Raw genomic sequence first — 17,370 nt, forward strand, 5'->3', positions numbered from 1 at the left:
TGATTAATGAGAAACTAGGCAGTTATTTTTTTTACGAAATCTTCAAAATGCGAACTCAACGCACCCCAATCCTTTGCTTCGATATGTTTTTTGTTAAACAAAGGACTTCCAATACCAAAACCACTTGCACCCGCTTGGTAAAACTCTTGGATATTATCAATACTTACGCCGCCTGTAGGCAATAGCTTTATTTGATTAAACGGTCCTTTAATATCTTTTATGAAATTTGCACCCAACGCTGTTGCTGGAAAAACTTTTACCATATCAGCTCCAGCTTTCCACGCTTTGTGAATTTCTGTTGGCGTAAATGCACCCGAAAATATTGGTATGCTTCTTACTTTACAGGTCTTAATAATTTTTTTATCCACTATTGGCGTTACGATAAACTGTGCTCCGTAAGCCATTGCGGTATCTAAATCTTTTAAACTACAAACCGTTCCTACGCCAATGTTTAAATCAGAATAATTTTCAACAGCATAACGAATACTTTTCTCCGCATCAGAACTGTTTAATGTAATTTCTAAAGTATTTAAACCTGCCTTTTTATATACTGGCAAAATTTCTTTCACTAGCTCAAAAGGAATGTTACGCATAATTCCAATAATCGGCACTAGACGAAATACCTCCCAGCTGAATCGATTTTCAATATTTGACATCATGATATTTGGATTGGTAGATTTTGATCTGGCCTAAAATCGTTGCATCTGTCATAGCTTCAGGTAAAACAAAATGAGCCACTGAGCCCATACCGAGTTCTTCAATTGCTTTTTTATAAAGTTCAAACAGCTTATTGCCACTGCACAATATTATTTTCTCCCAATTTCCATTAAGAACTGACCTAAGCTCTGTGCCAATTAACAAACCACTTAAATAAAAATAATTTTGCCGCTTATTGCGATGCTGAAATAGCTCTCCCGTTCTAACGCTAAACAAATTCTTTAGTAGGTTAAACGATGCTGACTTTTGGATGCCATAAGAAAACGCGTCGAAATCATCTAGAGTTAGGTCGCCTGTTGGCATTTCTATAGCTTGTTTCAACAAACTATTTTTTTGCAGAACCGAAAACAGTTCACCCGTCATATAAGTATTAAAATCAACCATCTTACCGTCTATCACTCTAATGTGTTTAGAGTGCGTACCTGTCATAATCAGTAAAGAATTTGAAATACCATCTAAAGATTGTATGATTTGTTCTAACCCTATAAATTGTGTCTCTTCTCCCCTCATTACATCAATGTTTGATTGTACTCCCGAAACCAGCAAAATACTATGGGGGAAAATTTCCGACTCTTCGATTACACAAATACCTGCTTTTTCTCCGCTTAAATCAAACGGCAATACGCTATATGGCAGTTCTACCATTCCAATTGAGGATGAAGCCATACCAGATATAACCAATGGAACGCTTTTTAAAGAAAGATTTATAGCGCTAGAAATATTGTCGATATGAATTTTTAAACGGCTTTGATAAAAAGGCAATCGCTCTACTTCGCTAGTTTCTTTCCACTCATTAAAAACCTTAGACACACCATCCTCGGCGTTACTGGTTGCAACGGTTTTGCTGGAAATTATATCTACTAATTGCAATCTGAGCGAAGAGGTTCCCCAATCACAACATAAAAGGTAAGATTCCGCTGCCAAACTTGAATAACTCATTTAAAATAGATTAACACGGTATTGCTTTAAATAATGTTTACTGATTATTCTCCGTTTCTACTTAGAAAAAAAACGGTGGTTTAATATTACAATAATCGCAAATAGCAGAGGTTAATACTTATGAAAAGCTATCCATTGCTAATGAATTTATATCTAAAAATTGGTTAAGTAATTGAGCTTGTTTTTTGATTACATTTTTATTTCTCGATTTAAAATGCTTCCCTGAATTAGCAAAGAGGGTGTTTTGAGAATATCTCTTTAATATCGAACAATAAATGTTTGGTTGTTTAAGCTTTTCGGCAAAAACCAAAGGACAAAAAATCAGTGATTTTCAAACAACACAAAAAGAGCCATTCATGTGCGTAATGAATGGCTCTTTTTGTGTTGTGTAACTAAGCCTTTATATTGAACGTTTTAAAATTTAAGCAGTTTTAAGGAAACTGTAATATGTTATTTAAACAACTGCCAATTTTGAGTATTTCTGATATAAAACTTCGTAGGTTCTAACTTTATCAACTTCTGGAGTGTAAACTTTATCAAAACCAGAAGTCATTTGAGCTTGTGCCTCGCTAACATTATTGTAAATACCAGCTACAGTAGCTGCAAACATAGCAGCGCCTAATGCACATGCTTGTTCACTGGTAACTACCTTTATTTTTGTATTGAGTACGTTGGCTAAGGTTTGCATCACAAAGTCAGATTTTTTTGTAATTCCACCTAAAGCTAATACTTCGTTAATTACAACACCTTCTTTTTCGAAACGTTCAACTATGGCTTTAGAGCCAAATGCTGTAGCTTCTACCAATGCCTTAAAAACATGGGCCGGCTTTGTATCCAGCGTAATATCTGCTATTAAACATTTAAGATTCATATCTACATCAGGTGTTCGCTTTCCATTGATCCAATCTAAAGCAACAACATCGTCTTTGGTTAAAGGAAGTTCGCCTGCGACTTTATTTAGATAGGGCAAAAGCTTATCATCTAGCGCTTGCAAATCAGACTCTGATAGCATACCCGCTCCCAGACTGTATAACGGAGACAAAAGAAATTCTTTAAACCATTGGTATAAATCGCCAAAAGCAGACTGCCCAGCTTCCATCCCCAACATTTGTGGATGTATAGATCCATCAACTTGGCCGCAAATTCCTTTTATCAATTTGCCTTTATAGGCATCAACATTTGCCACCACCATATCACAGGTAGATGTGCCTATTACTTTCACTAAAGTGTTTTCTTTAATACCGGCACCTACCGCTCCAAAGTGCGCATCAATTGCACCTACTGCAACTACTACGTTTGAGGGTAAACCAAGTTTGGCCATCCATTCGTTAGAAACCACACCAACAGATTCATCAGCGGTAAAAGTATCTTGGTATAATCTTTCTCGCAACCCAGCTAAGCGGTTATCCAACTTATTCAAAAATGCTTCTGAAGGAAGTCCGCCAAATTCCTCATTCCACATGGCCTTATGGCCGGCTGCGCAACGACTTCTTTTTAGCGTTAATGGATTAGTGTTCCCCGTTAATAATGCAGGAATCCAGTCACAATGCTCAACCCACGAAAAAGCTTTTGCTGAAACCTCGCTATCTATTCTTAGAACATGTAATATTTTAGACCAAAACCACTCTGAGGAATAAATACCTCCAGAATACTTGGTAAAATCTACTTCCCAGCTCTTTGCAAGTGCGTTAATCTCATCCGCTTCATTATTTGCACTATGATCTTTCCATAAAACAAACATTGCGTTAGGGTTTTCCGCAAACGCTGGCAAAAGCGCTAAAGGTGTTCCGTTTTCATCAACAGCTACCGGTGTAGAACCTGTAGTATCAATAGCGATACCTTTAATATTCTGCTGTATTTCTGGCGAAACATTAGAAAGCACTTGTTTAATTGTACTTTCTAAACCCTCCATATAATCTAAAGGATGTTGCCTAAACTCAGATTTTGTGGGATTACAATATTTCCCTTGCTTCCACCTTGGATATTGATGTACGGCAGTTGCCAGCTCTTTTCCGGTAAGTGCATCAACTAACAATGCCCTTACGGAATCTGTGCCGTAATCAAGTCCAATTACATATTTGCCTGTTGCCATAGTTATGAAAATCTTTTTCCTTCGTGATCTACATCACCACAAAAATGAACCTGAATACCTAATTCTGCAATTGCTGCAGCTTTTATACGGCAAGCTCTATGTGCAGCTGCTTCATCATCCGCATATACTACATGAATGTGGTTTGCTTTATGCCTAGCCATCATTTGATCACGACTTACGCCATCTAAAGTAGCATGCATAATTGGCCATTGTGGGCTAGTTAAATCCCATCTTCTTTGTGTTTCTTCTTCTGGCAACTTTACAGATTTACCTACTCCTAAATCACAATGTAACTGATTGTTTTGGATATAAATACGGCTCCAAACTATACTTCCAGGTTTACTTACCCCTCTAAGCGTTCCTCCTCCTAAACGAAAGAACATAGGAGGCTGTCTCATGCTATCTGCACCTTTATACCCTCCGGTAAAATGTGATGGTGGAGCAGCTCCCGAGATTAAGAACACCCAAACAAAATCATCTACACCTTCTCCTTTAAAATGTTGGCCCCAACGTAAATCATGCAACGTATTATCGCCCTGCATGCCAAGTTCTTTCCATAATTTATAGGTTAAAAGCGCATCAATACCAGCGCACTCATCTACCTCATTAAAATGTGGCAATGCTTCGCCAGCAAATAATTCTTTTCCAGAAACTGAATATGCTGGTGGGCGTTCTTGGTTGTTTAACAATCCTTCAACCAAATCACTTGCTGGAGCTAAATCTTTTAATCCTTGCTGGTATTGTATACCGATGGTATCGCAACCAAATTCATCTGCTAGGCGTAATGCAGCAATGTACATTTTGCACTGTATAAGCGTTTGGTTTCTGGTTAATTCTGTAGCTTCATCTGTTCCCCAATGAAACTTCATCCCTTTGTCCAACAGCCAGGCTAATATTTTCTCTGCTTCTTCATCTTTCACTTCCAACATTTTAGCATATAAAGTAGATTGGCTCAATCTTTCTTTAAATATACCTGTTGCGTGGAGTAAATCGTCAGGAACAATGGCATTGAACATACCCATACATCCTTCATCAAACACGCCCATAATGGCCTTATCGTCTCTAAGTTTTTTGCCAAATGCTCTGCCTATTTCTTCATCTTTACTAGGTATCGAAACAGCAGACATGGATTTAACCTGAGTACTATCATGCGTGATTTTTGCTGTTGTTAACCATTCGTTTAGTCCCTTTTTAAAGAAATTATCTGTAAAATCCTCGCTCCATAAAAAGCTGTATTTCACATTGGCTTTGGTAAGAGAGCCGGTTAAATTAAGCGCACCTACCAAACCAGGAAATTGCCCACTCCAATTTGCAACAATTAAAATAGGTCCTTTATGAGTAGTTAGACCTGCTAAAACATGATGACTATACTGCCAAACACTTTCTGCAACGATAAGTGGCAAGTTTGGATCTAAGGTTTTAAACACTTCAATTCCCATTCTCTGAGAATCTATGAATCCATGTTTTTTTATTGGATTGTAAGCATGTCCTCTTTTAACGGAAAACCCTTCGGCAGTTAATGCCTCTGCTAATTGTTCTTCCATTTTTGACTGTGCGTCCCAACAACTTAAATTTGCTGATTCTCGCAAATCTCCACTACATACGAGATAAACTTGTTTATTTTCAGTTATTGCCATAATAATTGGTTTTGGGTTTATTTTTCTTTGTCTGTTACTGAAATTATACTTTCATTAACTTCCTAAACAAATATGCTAAGCAAAACTCCAAATTCTATAAGTGTTTTTACCCGCTTTATATACTATATTATCCTAGATTTTTGTTTGAGCACTTTTTTGTTTTATATTAGATTTAAACCAAAAACGAATATTGCTTCTAATAAGAGCCCGTGAGGATTTCTTATTCCAAGAAAACAACAATTTTTATATAAGACAAATTTACATAGTGATGAAGCCTTATTTTCATAAAGTACCTACTAAATTAGAAACTTCATTTAGTATAAGAAATGACACATTACCTAATTTTGGTACACTTTGGCATTACCACCCAGAGCTAGAGCTACACCATGTAAAAAAAGGAAAGGGTGTGAAATTTATTGGGGATAATATTAGCAATTTTTCAGACGGAGAGTTAATTCTGATTGGAGAAAACCTGCCTCATACCTGGCGATGCGAGGACAATTATTTTTTACCAGAATCTAAATTAAGAGTAGAAGCTTGTGTAATGCACTTCTTACCCAATTGCTTAGGACAAGATTTTATAAACTTACCCGAAGCACATCAGATTTCGAGGCTTTATGAGAAAGCTAAAAAAGGATTGATTATCAAAGGAGATACTAAGAAAAAAATAGTCTCGTTGATGGAAAAAGCTGGCGATGCTGTTAATCTGGAAAGGTTAACCATTCTACTTTCAATATTGAGCACTTTAGCAAATTCAGAAGAATACGACTTTATTACTTCGACAAGTGCTTATTTTGCTCCAAATAATTTAGACACAGATCGTATTAACAAAATTTGCGCTTATACTTTAACCAATTATAAAAACGAAATTACCATTTCGGAAATCTCGGCGCTTAGCAACTTAAGTGTCACTTCTTTTTGTAGGTATTTTAAAAAAATGACTAAGAAAACGTATTATGATTTTTTAACAGAAATTAGAATTAGCCATGCCTGCAGAATACTTATTGAAAGTGAAATGACTGTTGAAGTAATTTGTATGGAGTGTGGCTTTAATAACCCGTCTAACTTCTACAGACACTTTAAAAATATTACGGGACACACACCCGTTGAGTATAAAAAGAAGTATTTGAACAAAGTAACGATTTAAGTAAAATCTCGCAACCAAAACCTAAGAATTGCCTATCTGCAATTTTTATACGCTCCTTATCCGAAGAAATTAAAGAAAAAGAGGCTGTTCTCACATTTATGAGACAGCCTCTTGATACCTGTAATAGGTTAGTTTAAAATTCCTTATTGCTATTTTGTTCTTGGATTAGGCAGGTAATAAAAATGCCCGTCTTCAGCACCAACTAATAAATCGGGGATTCCGTCTTTATTCCAGTCAACCACAGTTGGGCTTGTATCATGCCCGGCAAGCACCAGTTTGGCTACTGGTTTTTGGTTTTTAAGTTGCACTACACCATTTTTAACACCCATATTCTGTAATACAGTCACATTCAGACTATTTACCAAAACATCTAATTTCCCATCGCCGTCCCAATCAGCTATCGTAAATTTTCTTCTTCCGCTTTGCCCGTACTTTCCAGTATTTAAACTTAAAGCACCCGCTACGCTATCTGTAATATCATTCTTTTGGTTGTATCCAGAAAAATCTGTTCCGTAGAAAATTCTTTTTGGTTGTTTTAAAATCAGCTCGCCCCCTTTTTTTATCCGCTCAAAATAAGAAAGGTAACCACCAGTGTCTAACATAATTAAATCTGTTAAGCCATCTTTATTCCAATCTGTTGCAAAAGGTGTTGTTCTCCATTGTGTTACTAAAGATTTTGGTTCTGGATTCCACCAATTCCAATGCGGTTTAGGAATTGTAGCATTTCCCCAATCAACAGTAACATTTTGTTCTTTCGCCAATTTAGGCGCTTTTTTTGTACCGATGTTTTTATACCAAATTACTTTTCCGAATATAGAATTTACGATAACATCTTTTAAACCGTCACCATCCCAATCTGCTACGGAAAGTGTAGTATAACCCCATTTTGCTTCTGCAGGGCCTTGTATTGAACCATTGTAGCCAGCCATTATCCTGATGGCTTTATCATCGCTTTCCAATAGTTTAGGCGCTGCCCAACGTGGCATTCCGTTATACATTCCTAAGTTTTCAATAAAAGCAATGTGTCCGGCAGAGTTTCCAACAATAATATCTTCATCCCCATCATTATCCCAATCTACACTAAATGGTGTAGCCAATGCGCCAAACTTCACATTGTCTGCTTTTTGTTGCAGGTATACGGGATTTTTAAATTGTGGCATTCTGTTTATCACTTTTCCGGTATGCTCAATCAATGCTACTCTTCCATCCTCGTCGCCCACTATTAAATCCATAAAACCATCATTATTCCAATCAACAGCTACAGGAATAATCATTTCTAAATCCATTTTAATAATTCCACTGGCGTTAGAAAGAAGCTTACCTTCTGCATAAACAGGCTTTTCTCGGGTTCCAACATTTTCGAAATAAGTCATTTTATCCAAAAATTCGCCACATATCAAATCCAGATCTCCATCTCCATCGAAATCAGCAAAATTAGGCGTTGGGGCACCAAACACATCTATTTCTTTTCCAGCTGCTTTAATTCTTCCTTTATTGACATATTCACCGTTTACGTTTTCTATCAGGTAAACAAAGCCATGTAACGGCCCTTTTGTCCACTTTCCTTCGCTATTAAAGGCATTATCCCAACCATAATCTCCCCAATCATCAATACCAACTACAATATCTATATCTCCGTCATTATCATAATCAACCAGTTTCCATTGGTTAAACCGATTTCTTCCAACGATGTCTTTCTTTATAGAATCAACTGGGAATAATTTTTTCCTATTTTTTGAAATGTTATTTTTCAAATCCAGCAACTCTGCACCTGGCACAGTAAAACGCGGTTTGCCGTTTATATAAGAAACCTGAATATCTTTGAGCGACTTAGCTAACCATACTGGTTTTTCGAATATCGGGTTTTTACCTCCAGTTTTATTTTCAAACAAATAAAGGCCGTTAAACGGTTTTCCCTGGCTAGAAACCAACAAATCCATATCGCCATCACCATCATAATCCATCGGAATTGGCCATGCCCATAAACCCACACCTAAATCAACCGTTAAACCAGGATTATTGTATTTCAAAAACTGAAAATCCTTTTCCTCTTGTGCTTGCGCTTTTATATTAAAGGATATTACTCCTAATACAGCCGTTAAATAAATTCCTATTCTTTTCATCTTATGGTTAAAATTATGATTACCTATTTTTCTACAACGCTCCATTTATCTGTTCTGAAAGAAGAAACAGGAAGTCCGGCGTTGTTATATAAATCTCCCATTGCCCAAGCTTTAAAGGCATATCTCGCTGCTACTGGCTTTGTTACTTTATCTGATGAAAGCGTAAGCTGGTTGCCGTCTACAACTACTTTTGCAGGATAAAACACCTTATCTGCTCCGGCTATTTCAAAATTGTTTGAATCTTTGTTTTTTAACACCAAGCCTCCTGCTGTATTATCAAAACTTAGTGAAATGGCATTCCCTTTTACCTTGCTTTTTTTATAAGTTGCGCCAGTGTATGGGATATCATCAAACTTATAGGTTTTGGCGAGTGCCAGATAGGAAAGTCGCTCTGCTACGCTCTTTTTGTTTGGTGGATGTATGGTATTGCTTGCGCCAATATCCATTAACACAGCCATGCCGGCATTCTTTATCTTTTTCTCTGCCAAAAGCTGCGATTCTCTTAATACAGGTACATAAGGAACCAACTTTAATGTTGCTTGTGATAGCTTTTCTGTTTTAGAAATATAAGGGGCAATTTGTGCATAGTAAAAAGCAAAATCACCTACGCCCCAATCTTTACGCCATTGCTTAACCATGGCTGGAAACATTTTTAGGTATAAATCTGGCTCGTTACGGTTTTGCTCTCCCTGATACCAGATGGCGCCTTTAATATTATATCCCTTGATAGGATTAATCATTCCGTTGTATAAACCTGTAGCGGTATTTTTATCCTTATTTCCTTCGTTTGCTTGTACTGGAACTTTTGTTTCCGGAAAACTTGCCAATGCGCTTTCGCTCATCCAAGCTTGCACTACTGTTCCGCCCCAATCTGCTTCTATAATACCTATTGGTACATTTAGTTTTTCTTGAAGTATTTTAGCATAAAAATATGCTATTGCACTAAAATCTGACGCATTTTGTGGTGATGCGTTTAACCAAGCCCCTTTACAATCATCTAAAGGTTTTTTCCAGCTGATGTTTTGTACATTAAAGAATCTTATTTTTGGGTTAGCAGACCCTTTAATTGCTTCTTCTGAGCCTTCCACAGGTTGTCCTTTAAATCCTTTTAAAGGCATCTCCATGTTAGACTGCCCAGATGCTAACCAAACTTCACCAATTAATACATCAGTAAGTTTTAATTCTTCGCCATCGTTAATGATGATGGTAAATGGACCGCCTGCGGTTGGTGTTTGAAGCTTGGTTTTCCAGTTTCCAGTTTTATCCGGAGCTGTGATATAGTTCTTTCCATCCCACGAAGTGGTTATACGCACTTCTTTTGTAGCTTTTCCCCAAATATTTACTAAAGAGTTTTGTTGCAAAACCATCCCGCTAGAAAAAACGGAAGGCAAAGTAACTTTAGCAAATAAAGTTCCAGCGTATAAAAACGCAATAAAAGAAAAGATAAAAATTTTAAATTTCATTTGATTTGGTTTAGATATCCATTCAAATACTTGAATGTAATAAGTGGCTAATATGAATACAAGATAGCCTTTTACTTAGCAGGCATTATTACTGTTTTTGACTGCTTTATGTATTATATTACCCTGTTTTAAGTTGTAGCTTATCACCAACTTAGGTCTTTTCTATCGTAAAAAATAAATACGCCTGTTTCAATGCCTACCACTAAATTAAGTCGATTTGCGCTTGAACCTATTTTTGCTGCGGATACTCCAATCTCATGTCCTCCTAAAGAAATGTTTTGTCCTTTAAACTTCAATACCTTTGGATACTCATAGTGAGGCTTTACATCCGTCCCTATATTTTTAAGAAAAAGTACCGTAGAGCCTCTTTTTGGTTTCATATTAACTGGCAAACCTGTGGTAGTATCTGGAATGGATTGTTTACCGTAAGTGCCCACCAACAAATCTCTTACGCCGTCACCGTCCCAATCAACAATCTCAAATTTACCTCGGCCTACTGTACCACCTCCTAATTTATTTCCTCTTATGTTTATGTCGCCTATTTTTAATTTGCCACCATCCTCTAAATTATATTTATCCAACTGCCAGTATAAATGAAATTCATCATCCTTATCTGTGGTTATATAAGCCATCCTATCTCCTATTTTAGCAACTCCAGGCCTTGTTCTCCAGGTTCCATACATATCCATTCCGTCTAGATATAAGGTATGTTCTCTGTCTAACTTTGGGTTCGTTTTAGTGCCAATATTTCGGTAAAACATAAACTTACCTCTGCTATCTCCCGTTAAAACATCTAATAAGCCGTCTCCGTCCCAATCGATTACATTTGGAGAGGTATAACCCCATCTAGCTTCACCGGGGCCTTGAATATCTTCTCGGTAGCCAGGTTGTATATGTATAATTTTACCGTCGGCTTTTAGATATTCTGGGTCGCCGTAAATAGGGCTTTCATTGCTTCCTGTATTTTTGTAAAAAAACAGAAAACCCATAGAATTACCTGCAATAATATCTGTTTTCCCATCGCCATCCCAATCTGCCAAAGACGGCATAACTAAAGAACCTCCGTATATTTTTGGATTCTCTTGTAGTAAATGTTGGGGTTTGTGCATGGATAGATTCCCGACTTTATCCAATTTATTGGTGTTCTTATAATAGTAGATTCCTCCTTCGCCTACTGTAATTAAACCTTGATTTTCCTGATTATCGTAAAAATAAGCTGGTGATGAGTGTACATTGGGGTTTCTAAGTAGTATTCCATCTTGATCTACTGCAAAATGGCGTTTCCCCAATGTGCCAGTCTTTTCGTTTAATTTATAAAATAGAATATTACCTAATCTTGTACCAGAAAGAATATAACTATTGTCCGCGTGGGTATAGTTTACAAAACCTTCTATAGTGAATAATGCCTGATTTAAATCGGTTAAAGCTTTTACATCTACAGAAGCTACTTCTAAACTGGTTGACATTCCACCGTATATCCCTAACTTTCTAAGTTGATAAGGCCAAAAACCTTCGGCATTATAGGTTATTTTTTTAGGAAAAGTTTCTCCATTACTAAATACTCCTTCTTCTCCTACTGAAAAAAGAAACTGATAGTCTCCATTTTTTAAAGGGATTACACCAAAATCAGAAAAACCTTTGGGTGTACCTTTGATGTTGATACGTTTAAGCTCTGAAAAACTTAAAGTCTTTTTATCAAACTCGGCATAACGCAATGTTTGTCCAAAACTCCATATACCATATATCTTCCCTGTTTTATCTTGTACAATTAGCCCTCTATTTTTCCCTTTATCTTCAAACGGAACGGTAATTTTAATTGGCTCGGAAAAAACAGGGGTACCTGTTGGAGACAACTTTTTGAAACAATAAAGATAAGTGCCTCTACCATGCCCATCTGTACCCTGTAAAAACAAATCTTTTTTACCATTTGATTTTACCGATGCAAAACCCATGGAATATCCATTATAAAAAGGCAATGAAAGTATACCTACTCCACTAGGGTTTCCATTTTGTATAGGTTCTCCGCTAACCAATTGTGGTGCTTTAATTTGAGCATTTAACAGCTCAACAGTTAGTATTGATAGCGTTATTAAGCCTAAAAAAATATTTTTATTCATCATAATTAAATTTAAACCCTTTATAAAACAGCAATTAACAAGGCTTTAAAAGTTGTTTTGCTTCAAAAAATTTAAACAGCGTTCAAACCATTCATCAGGAGTAGATTTGTTGTTAAGCCCAAATCCATGCCCGCCAGCTTGATATAAGTGCATCTCTGCTTTTACTTTGTTTTTTAATAATGCCTGATAAAACAGCAGGCTATTTTCTATAGATACAATTTTATCATTTTGAGCATGAACTAAAAAAACTGGTGGTGTGGTTGGAGTAACCTGCTGTTCGTTGCTATAAAGGTTAAGCAATTCTTGAGATGGATTTAAGCCTAATAGTTTACTTATAGATCCACGGTGCGCATATTCTCCGAATGTGATTACCGGGTATAATAGCAAAGCAAAATCAGGACGAACACTTGTATTTTTAGGGTTTGCTATCAAAAACTTATCAAAATGCGTTGCAATGGTTGATGCCAAATGTCCTCCGGCAGAAAAACCGATTACTCCAATTTTAGCAGGGTCAACATTCCACTCGGCTGAACGTTCGCGGATCAATTGAATAGCTCGCTGCCCGTCTTGCAACGGACCAATTGTTTTATCCAACATGATAAGGTCGCTTGGTAATCTGTATTTTAATACAAAAGCAGCAATACCATTTTCGTTAAACTTTTTAGCTATCGCCGTACCCTCTTTAGTAATAGACAAAAAACCATAACCCCCGCCAGGGCAAATTACTACAGCAGTCCCTGTTGCTTTATCTTTTGCTGGTAAATAGGCAGTAATTGTTGGTTCAGAAACAAAGCGTATCTGATCTTTAGAAAACTCTTCTATATAATCTACAGGTACTTGCTTAGCATTGGGCACCCCGTTTGGATATAAAAGAATAACCTTTTCCTGGCTAAATACTGTTAAAGAGAAGAAAGTAACTACTAGTGTTAAAATATGTTTTATATTCATTAATTATGTTTTTTTGATAAAAAATCCCTCGTTTTATCTCTACTCGTTAACCAATCTCCAGTTATTACTATTTTTTGAAGGAAATGAACGTTAATAATTACAAAACCCAATTTATAGAGAAAAAAATCACATTACATAACATTTGTTTTCCAAAACATCCAATATGTTATCATCTATTTTATCACATAACTAAAACGTTTCACCAAATTTACCTTAAAGAAGCCATTCTGGGTTCAACCAAGATTTAAAAAATATTATTTAGAAAGTATGGTTAGGGAGGTATTGTCGACCTTATCTATATTCTTTTTTGCCTAATAAGCTACTAGGAAAAAAACTACGTCCCATTGTTGAGACAATACAGTAATAGCATGCTTTTTAAAACCTTTAAATGGGAGTGTTTGTACTGGTTTTGGCATCCTCCAAGCATTTATATGATTACAAAAAAGGATATTACTAACTTCTATAATACGCCAAGGTTACTTACATTCCAATTTAGAATACGCTTCTCTCTTATATAAGTGTAGATAAAATCTAAAAACTCAATTAACAAAAATATGAGACTACTCGTCTCATATTTTCTAAGAAATACTTTGTGGCAAGGTTGATAAAAAAAAACTAACCCTACCTCCTGATTCGGTAATCAAAAGAATTTATCTGCCTTGGACTTCCGTTCGAAAGCTTTTTAATAATCTACTAACTACGTAATCTGTTCTTATTTCATCTTCCAATTATCTGTACGAAAAGAAGAAGCCGGCAACCCTATCCCATTAAACAAATCACCTTTTACCCAAGCTTTAAAAGCATAACGTACCGCTACAGGTTTCTTTACTTTATCTGAAAAAACGCTAATTTCAGACCCTTTAATTTTAGCGGTTGCTGGATAAAAGACCTTATTATTACCGGCTATCTCAAAATTTGTAGATTCCTGATTCTTAAAGTATAAACCATCAGCTAAGTCAAAAAACAATATTACCTTATCGTCGTTTATCTTCATGTTTTTATATACTGGTCCAGACCATTTAATATCTTTAAAACCATAACTTTTCGCTAATGCGAGATAAGATAATCTTTTGCTTACACTTTCCTTATCTGATGGATGTACCGTGTTTTGTGCCCCAACATCCGTTAGTACAGCCATTCCTGAATTTGGTATATCATCCAAAGCTTTCAATTGAGCTTCTCGTACCAATGGAAAAAAAGCGTAAGATTTATCTGTTGGTTTATCGTAAGGTGCTATCTGTACATAATAAAAATCCCAATCGCCAATATTCCATATCGTTCTCCATTCTTTTACCATTGTGGGCAGCAATTTTGAATACTCGTACCAATTTTTACGATTGGTTTCTCCCTGATACCATATTACCCCTTTAATTCCATAGCCAACTAAGGGATTAACCATTCCGTTGTATAAACCAGAAGGTGTGTTTTTAGATTTAAGTGCTTTATTTTCTACCGGAGGAACCCATAAATCAGGGAAAGACTTCAAACTGTTTACTGTCATCCACGACTCTATTCTTGTTCCTCCCCAAGCTACTTGAATAATTCCAACCGGTACTTTTAACTTCTCCTGCAAAATTTTAGCATAACCATAAGCTACGGCACTAAATGTTGTTACTGAGGCAGGTTTAGCAGTTTCCCACGTTCCTGAACAATCATCAAGAGGCATTGCCCAGCTAACTTTTTTTACCTGAAACAAACGTATTTGTGGATTATTTGATTGGGCAATGGTTTCATCAGCGTTTAACACTGGCTGATTTATAAACCCTTTTAAAGGCATTTCCATATTTGACTGCCCTGATGCAATCCATACTTCTCCAATTAAAATATCTGATAACACTAAATTTGTTCCATCATTAATGGTTATGGTATACGGACCTCCGGCAATTGGAGTACTCATTTTCGTTTCCCATGTTCCGTCTGCTGTTGATTTTAGTGTATATCTCTTTTTATCCCACGATGTAACAATAGTCATATTAACTGCAGGTGTCGCTTTACCCCAAATAAGCACATTACTTTGCTGCTGTAATACCATGCCATTTGAAAATACCGACGGCAATTTCACTTTGGCTGATAAATTATTGGTGAATAAAAGTAAGATTAGGGTTATTGGTATTAAATTTATTTTCATCGTTTTCTTCTTTTTATTAATCGGCATTTTCCATTAGCCACGTTAAATTAAATCTATAATGTATGTTACTACTAACCAGATGGATTATATCATCAGGACTTTGTGTTGCAGCAAGATATCCCATAGGCTCTGCATTAAATTCACTGGTTTCAAAAAAACCTGTCCATCCGCCCCCATTAAGGTAGCGGTGTTTACCATCTGTTAGCAATTTTTTCACAGGCCAGGTTTTTCCCTCGTCAAAAGAAACGGCAGCAAACATTCCATACCCTTTATATGCTTCGCCCTGCTTATTCTTAAAAATCATTCCACGCCTATTCTCATCTTTTTCTCTTGGATGATTAGTAAAAGAAATCAATAAAATCGCACCTTCATTCAGTCTCTTTAACACCAATCGCTGTCCGGCATATATCGGTAAAAATTCAGAAGCATAATATGTCCAGCTTTTACCCATATCTTTTGAAATACTTAAAGGCATACGTAAGCCAGGGTATTTTTCTCCTCCATCGATATCATTATTTCTCCCTAATGCCATTAAGTCTCCATTTTTTAGTTGTAAAACTCCAGCATGTATACCTGCAATCAATGGCCCTTTCAGCCCTGCTTTAAAAACAGGATTGTCAACAATAGCAGAAGGTTTTTGCCAAGTTTTACCGTTGTCTTTACTGATATGAATTGTGCTTCCTCCTGATTGCCCAGGGTGTGCGTCTGCCGCCTGTACCAACCAACCTTCTTTCGTTTTAAACATGCCTGCTATAACCTGATTTTGCATATCGTGTTCTGCATTGGCTAATTGTGGTTTAGACCACGTTACTCCATTATCTGTACTGATACGAGACACCATTGCTAGGTTTTTCCATCCTCCGGCAACTTCCATACCGTTCATGTGGAATATTGTACCCTTTCCATCGTAAAATAATGATGAACCAGTCAGGTTCCTATCTGCAACTCTAAAAAACTCTGACGGCTCATCCCATTCAGTATTTCCTGCTCTTAATCTACTTGCTAGTATTACCATTTCCCTTCCTGATTCATCATCAGTAGAAAACCATATAGCCAATAAATCTCCGTTAGGACACCAAGTTATTGCTGGACAATGATTGTGGAGATAGAATGGTGTTTTGTTTTCACACGAGGGTTCTTTTACGTAATACATCGGCTCCATAAAGATGGCTTTTTTTTGAGGCTGACTCCACTTAAATTCTTTTTGCACTACGTTTAGACCATACGTGTTCTGCTCATCAACAGGCATTGGTTTTGTGGTGGGTAATTCTCCTTCTACTACCCTAAAACCGATCATCCAATTTTTATCTTCCGGAATCATAGCCATACGGTTTGCTGAGCGGAGAAATTCAGGAGGTGTATTGTGGCTTCCGCCACGAGTAACCCTAAAATCTCCATTTACTCTGCCAACAGGGTCTTGTTGTTCACTTTTTGAATAAGACCCGTACCAGTCATAACACCATTCTTCTACATTTCCATGCATATCATACAACCCCCAGTTATTTGGAGGAAATTGAGCAACCTGTAAAGAAACTGGCTTAGGGTCACGGTTAAATACCTGCGATTTGTAAAGCTCTTTAGGTAGTTTACCTGCCATAGAGAAACCAGATAATGTTCCTGCTCTGCATGCATACTCCCATTCTGCCTCGGTAGGTAAACGATATTTTTTTCCTTCTTTTTCTGACAACCATTTACAAAACGCTATGGCATCTTCATAACTCACAAAAATAACGGCTTCGTTATCTCCTTTAGACAATCCCTTTTTTCCGCGAAATTGTTTATGCAAGGGGTCAAACTGTTCATATTGTGCGTTGGTTATTTCTGTAGCTGAAATTTTAAATGATTTTGTAATATGTACTACATGAGCTGGAGCTTCATCGAAATCCTTTCCTCTTCCGTCCGATCCCATATAGAATTTCCCAGATGGAATACTTATCATTTCTTGTTTGATACTATTTATTTCCTTATGGAGGTTTGAGGTTTTAGCTTCCTGCGCCGATACAAAATATCCTATCCCTAATATCAAAAACAAGATTAAATGTTTTTTCATTTGCTTCTT

General features: G+C 36.6%; 11 protein-coding genes. 1 reads left to right on the forward strand and 10 read right to left on the reverse strand.

All coding sequences use genetic code 11. The features are described from left to right. Positions 1-14 precede the first annotated feature (14 nt). The 4 genes from B176_RS0116830 to B176_RS0116850 form a co-directional block, all read right to left on the reverse strand. Positions 15-659 carry a bifunctional 4-hydroxy-2-oxoglutarate aldolase/2-dehydro-3-deoxy-phosphogluconate aldolase gene (locus tag B176_RS0116830; protein ID WP_202803360.1) on the reverse strand — a complete coding sequence of 215 codons (645 nt, stop codon included), beginning with the start codon at positions 657-659 and terminating at the stop codon, positions 15-17. Continuing rightward, a complete protein-coding gene (locus B176_RS0116835) occupies positions 643-1,656 on the reverse strand; it encodes a 2-dehydro-3-deoxygalactonokinase (protein WP_017260006.1) in 1,014 nt (337 codons plus the stop codon). The genes B176_RS0116830 and B176_RS0116835 overlap by 17 nt, the downstream gene beginning before the upstream one ends. Positions 1,657-2,110: 454 nt before the next feature. After that, entirely contained in the window at positions 2,111-3,748 is a 1,638-nt protein-coding gene (locus tag B176_RS0116845) for a ribulokinase (RefSeq protein WP_017260008.1), read from the reverse strand. Between the two features lie 2 nt (positions 3,749-3,750). Next, positions 3,751-5,385: a fucose isomerase gene (locus tag B176_RS0116850; RefSeq protein ID WP_040540756.1), complete on the reverse strand. Its 1,635-nt coding sequence runs from the start codon at positions 5,383-5,385 to the stop codon at positions 3,751-3,753. Between the two features lie 268 nt (positions 5,386-5,653). On the opposite strand from B176_RS0116850, the gene B176_RS0116855 reads away from it, so the two are divergent. Continuing rightward, positions 5,654-6,532 (forward strand): AraC family transcriptional regulator, encoded by an 879-nt coding sequence (locus B176_RS0116855; RefSeq protein ID WP_017260010.1) that lies wholly within the window; start codon positions 5,654-5,656, stop codon positions 6,530-6,532. A gap of 149 nt (positions 6,533-6,681) precedes the next feature. Here the strand turns inward: B176_RS0116855 and B176_RS0116860 are convergent, their stop codons facing one another. From B176_RS0116860 to B176_RS0116890, 6 genes are all read right to left on the reverse strand, one after another. Then, positions 6,682-8,655, reverse strand: a complete 1,974-nt coding sequence (locus B176_RS0116860) for an FG-GAP repeat domain-containing protein (RefSeq protein ID WP_026063410.1) — start codon at positions 8,653-8,655, stop codon at positions 6,682-6,684. 23 nt (positions 8,656-8,678) lie between these two features. Continuing rightward, positions 8,679-10,118, reverse strand: a complete 1,440-nt coding sequence (locus B176_RS0116865; protein WP_017260012.1) for a sialate O-acetylesterase — start codon at positions 10,116-10,118, stop codon at positions 8,679-8,681. A gap of 143 nt (positions 10,119-10,261) precedes the next feature. Beyond that, positions 10,262-12,238, reverse strand: coding sequence for an FG-GAP repeat domain-containing protein (locus B176_RS0116870; RefSeq protein ID WP_026063411.1), 1,977 nt, complete (start codon positions 12,236-12,238; stop codon positions 10,262-10,264). A gap of 42 nt (positions 12,239-12,280) precedes the next feature. After that, a complete protein-coding gene (locus tag B176_RS0116875) occupies positions 12,281-13,183 on the reverse strand; it encodes an alpha/beta hydrolase (protein ID WP_017260014.1) in 903 nt (300 codons plus the stop codon). A 712-nt stretch (positions 13,184-13,895) separates the two neighbouring features. Continuing rightward, the gene (locus tag B176_RS0116885) at positions 13,896-15,311 is read right to left on the reverse strand and encodes a sialate O-acetylesterase (protein ID WP_026063412.1); all 1,416 of its coding nucleotides are present in this window, start codon (positions 15,309-15,311) and stop codon (positions 13,896-13,898) included. A gap of 16 nt (positions 15,312-15,327) precedes the next feature. After that, positions 15,328-17,361, reverse strand: coding sequence for an SUMF1/EgtB/PvdO family nonheme iron enzyme (locus B176_RS0116890; RefSeq protein WP_026063413.1), 2,034 nt, complete (start codon positions 17,359-17,361; stop codon positions 15,328-15,330). Positions 17,362-17,370: the final 9 nt, after the last annotated feature.

This window comes from Pedobacter arcticus A12 (assembly GCF_000302595.1).
GTDB classification, from domain to species: Bacteria; Bacteroidota; Bacteroidia; order Sphingobacteriales; family Sphingobacteriaceae; genus Pseudopedobacter; species Pseudopedobacter arcticus.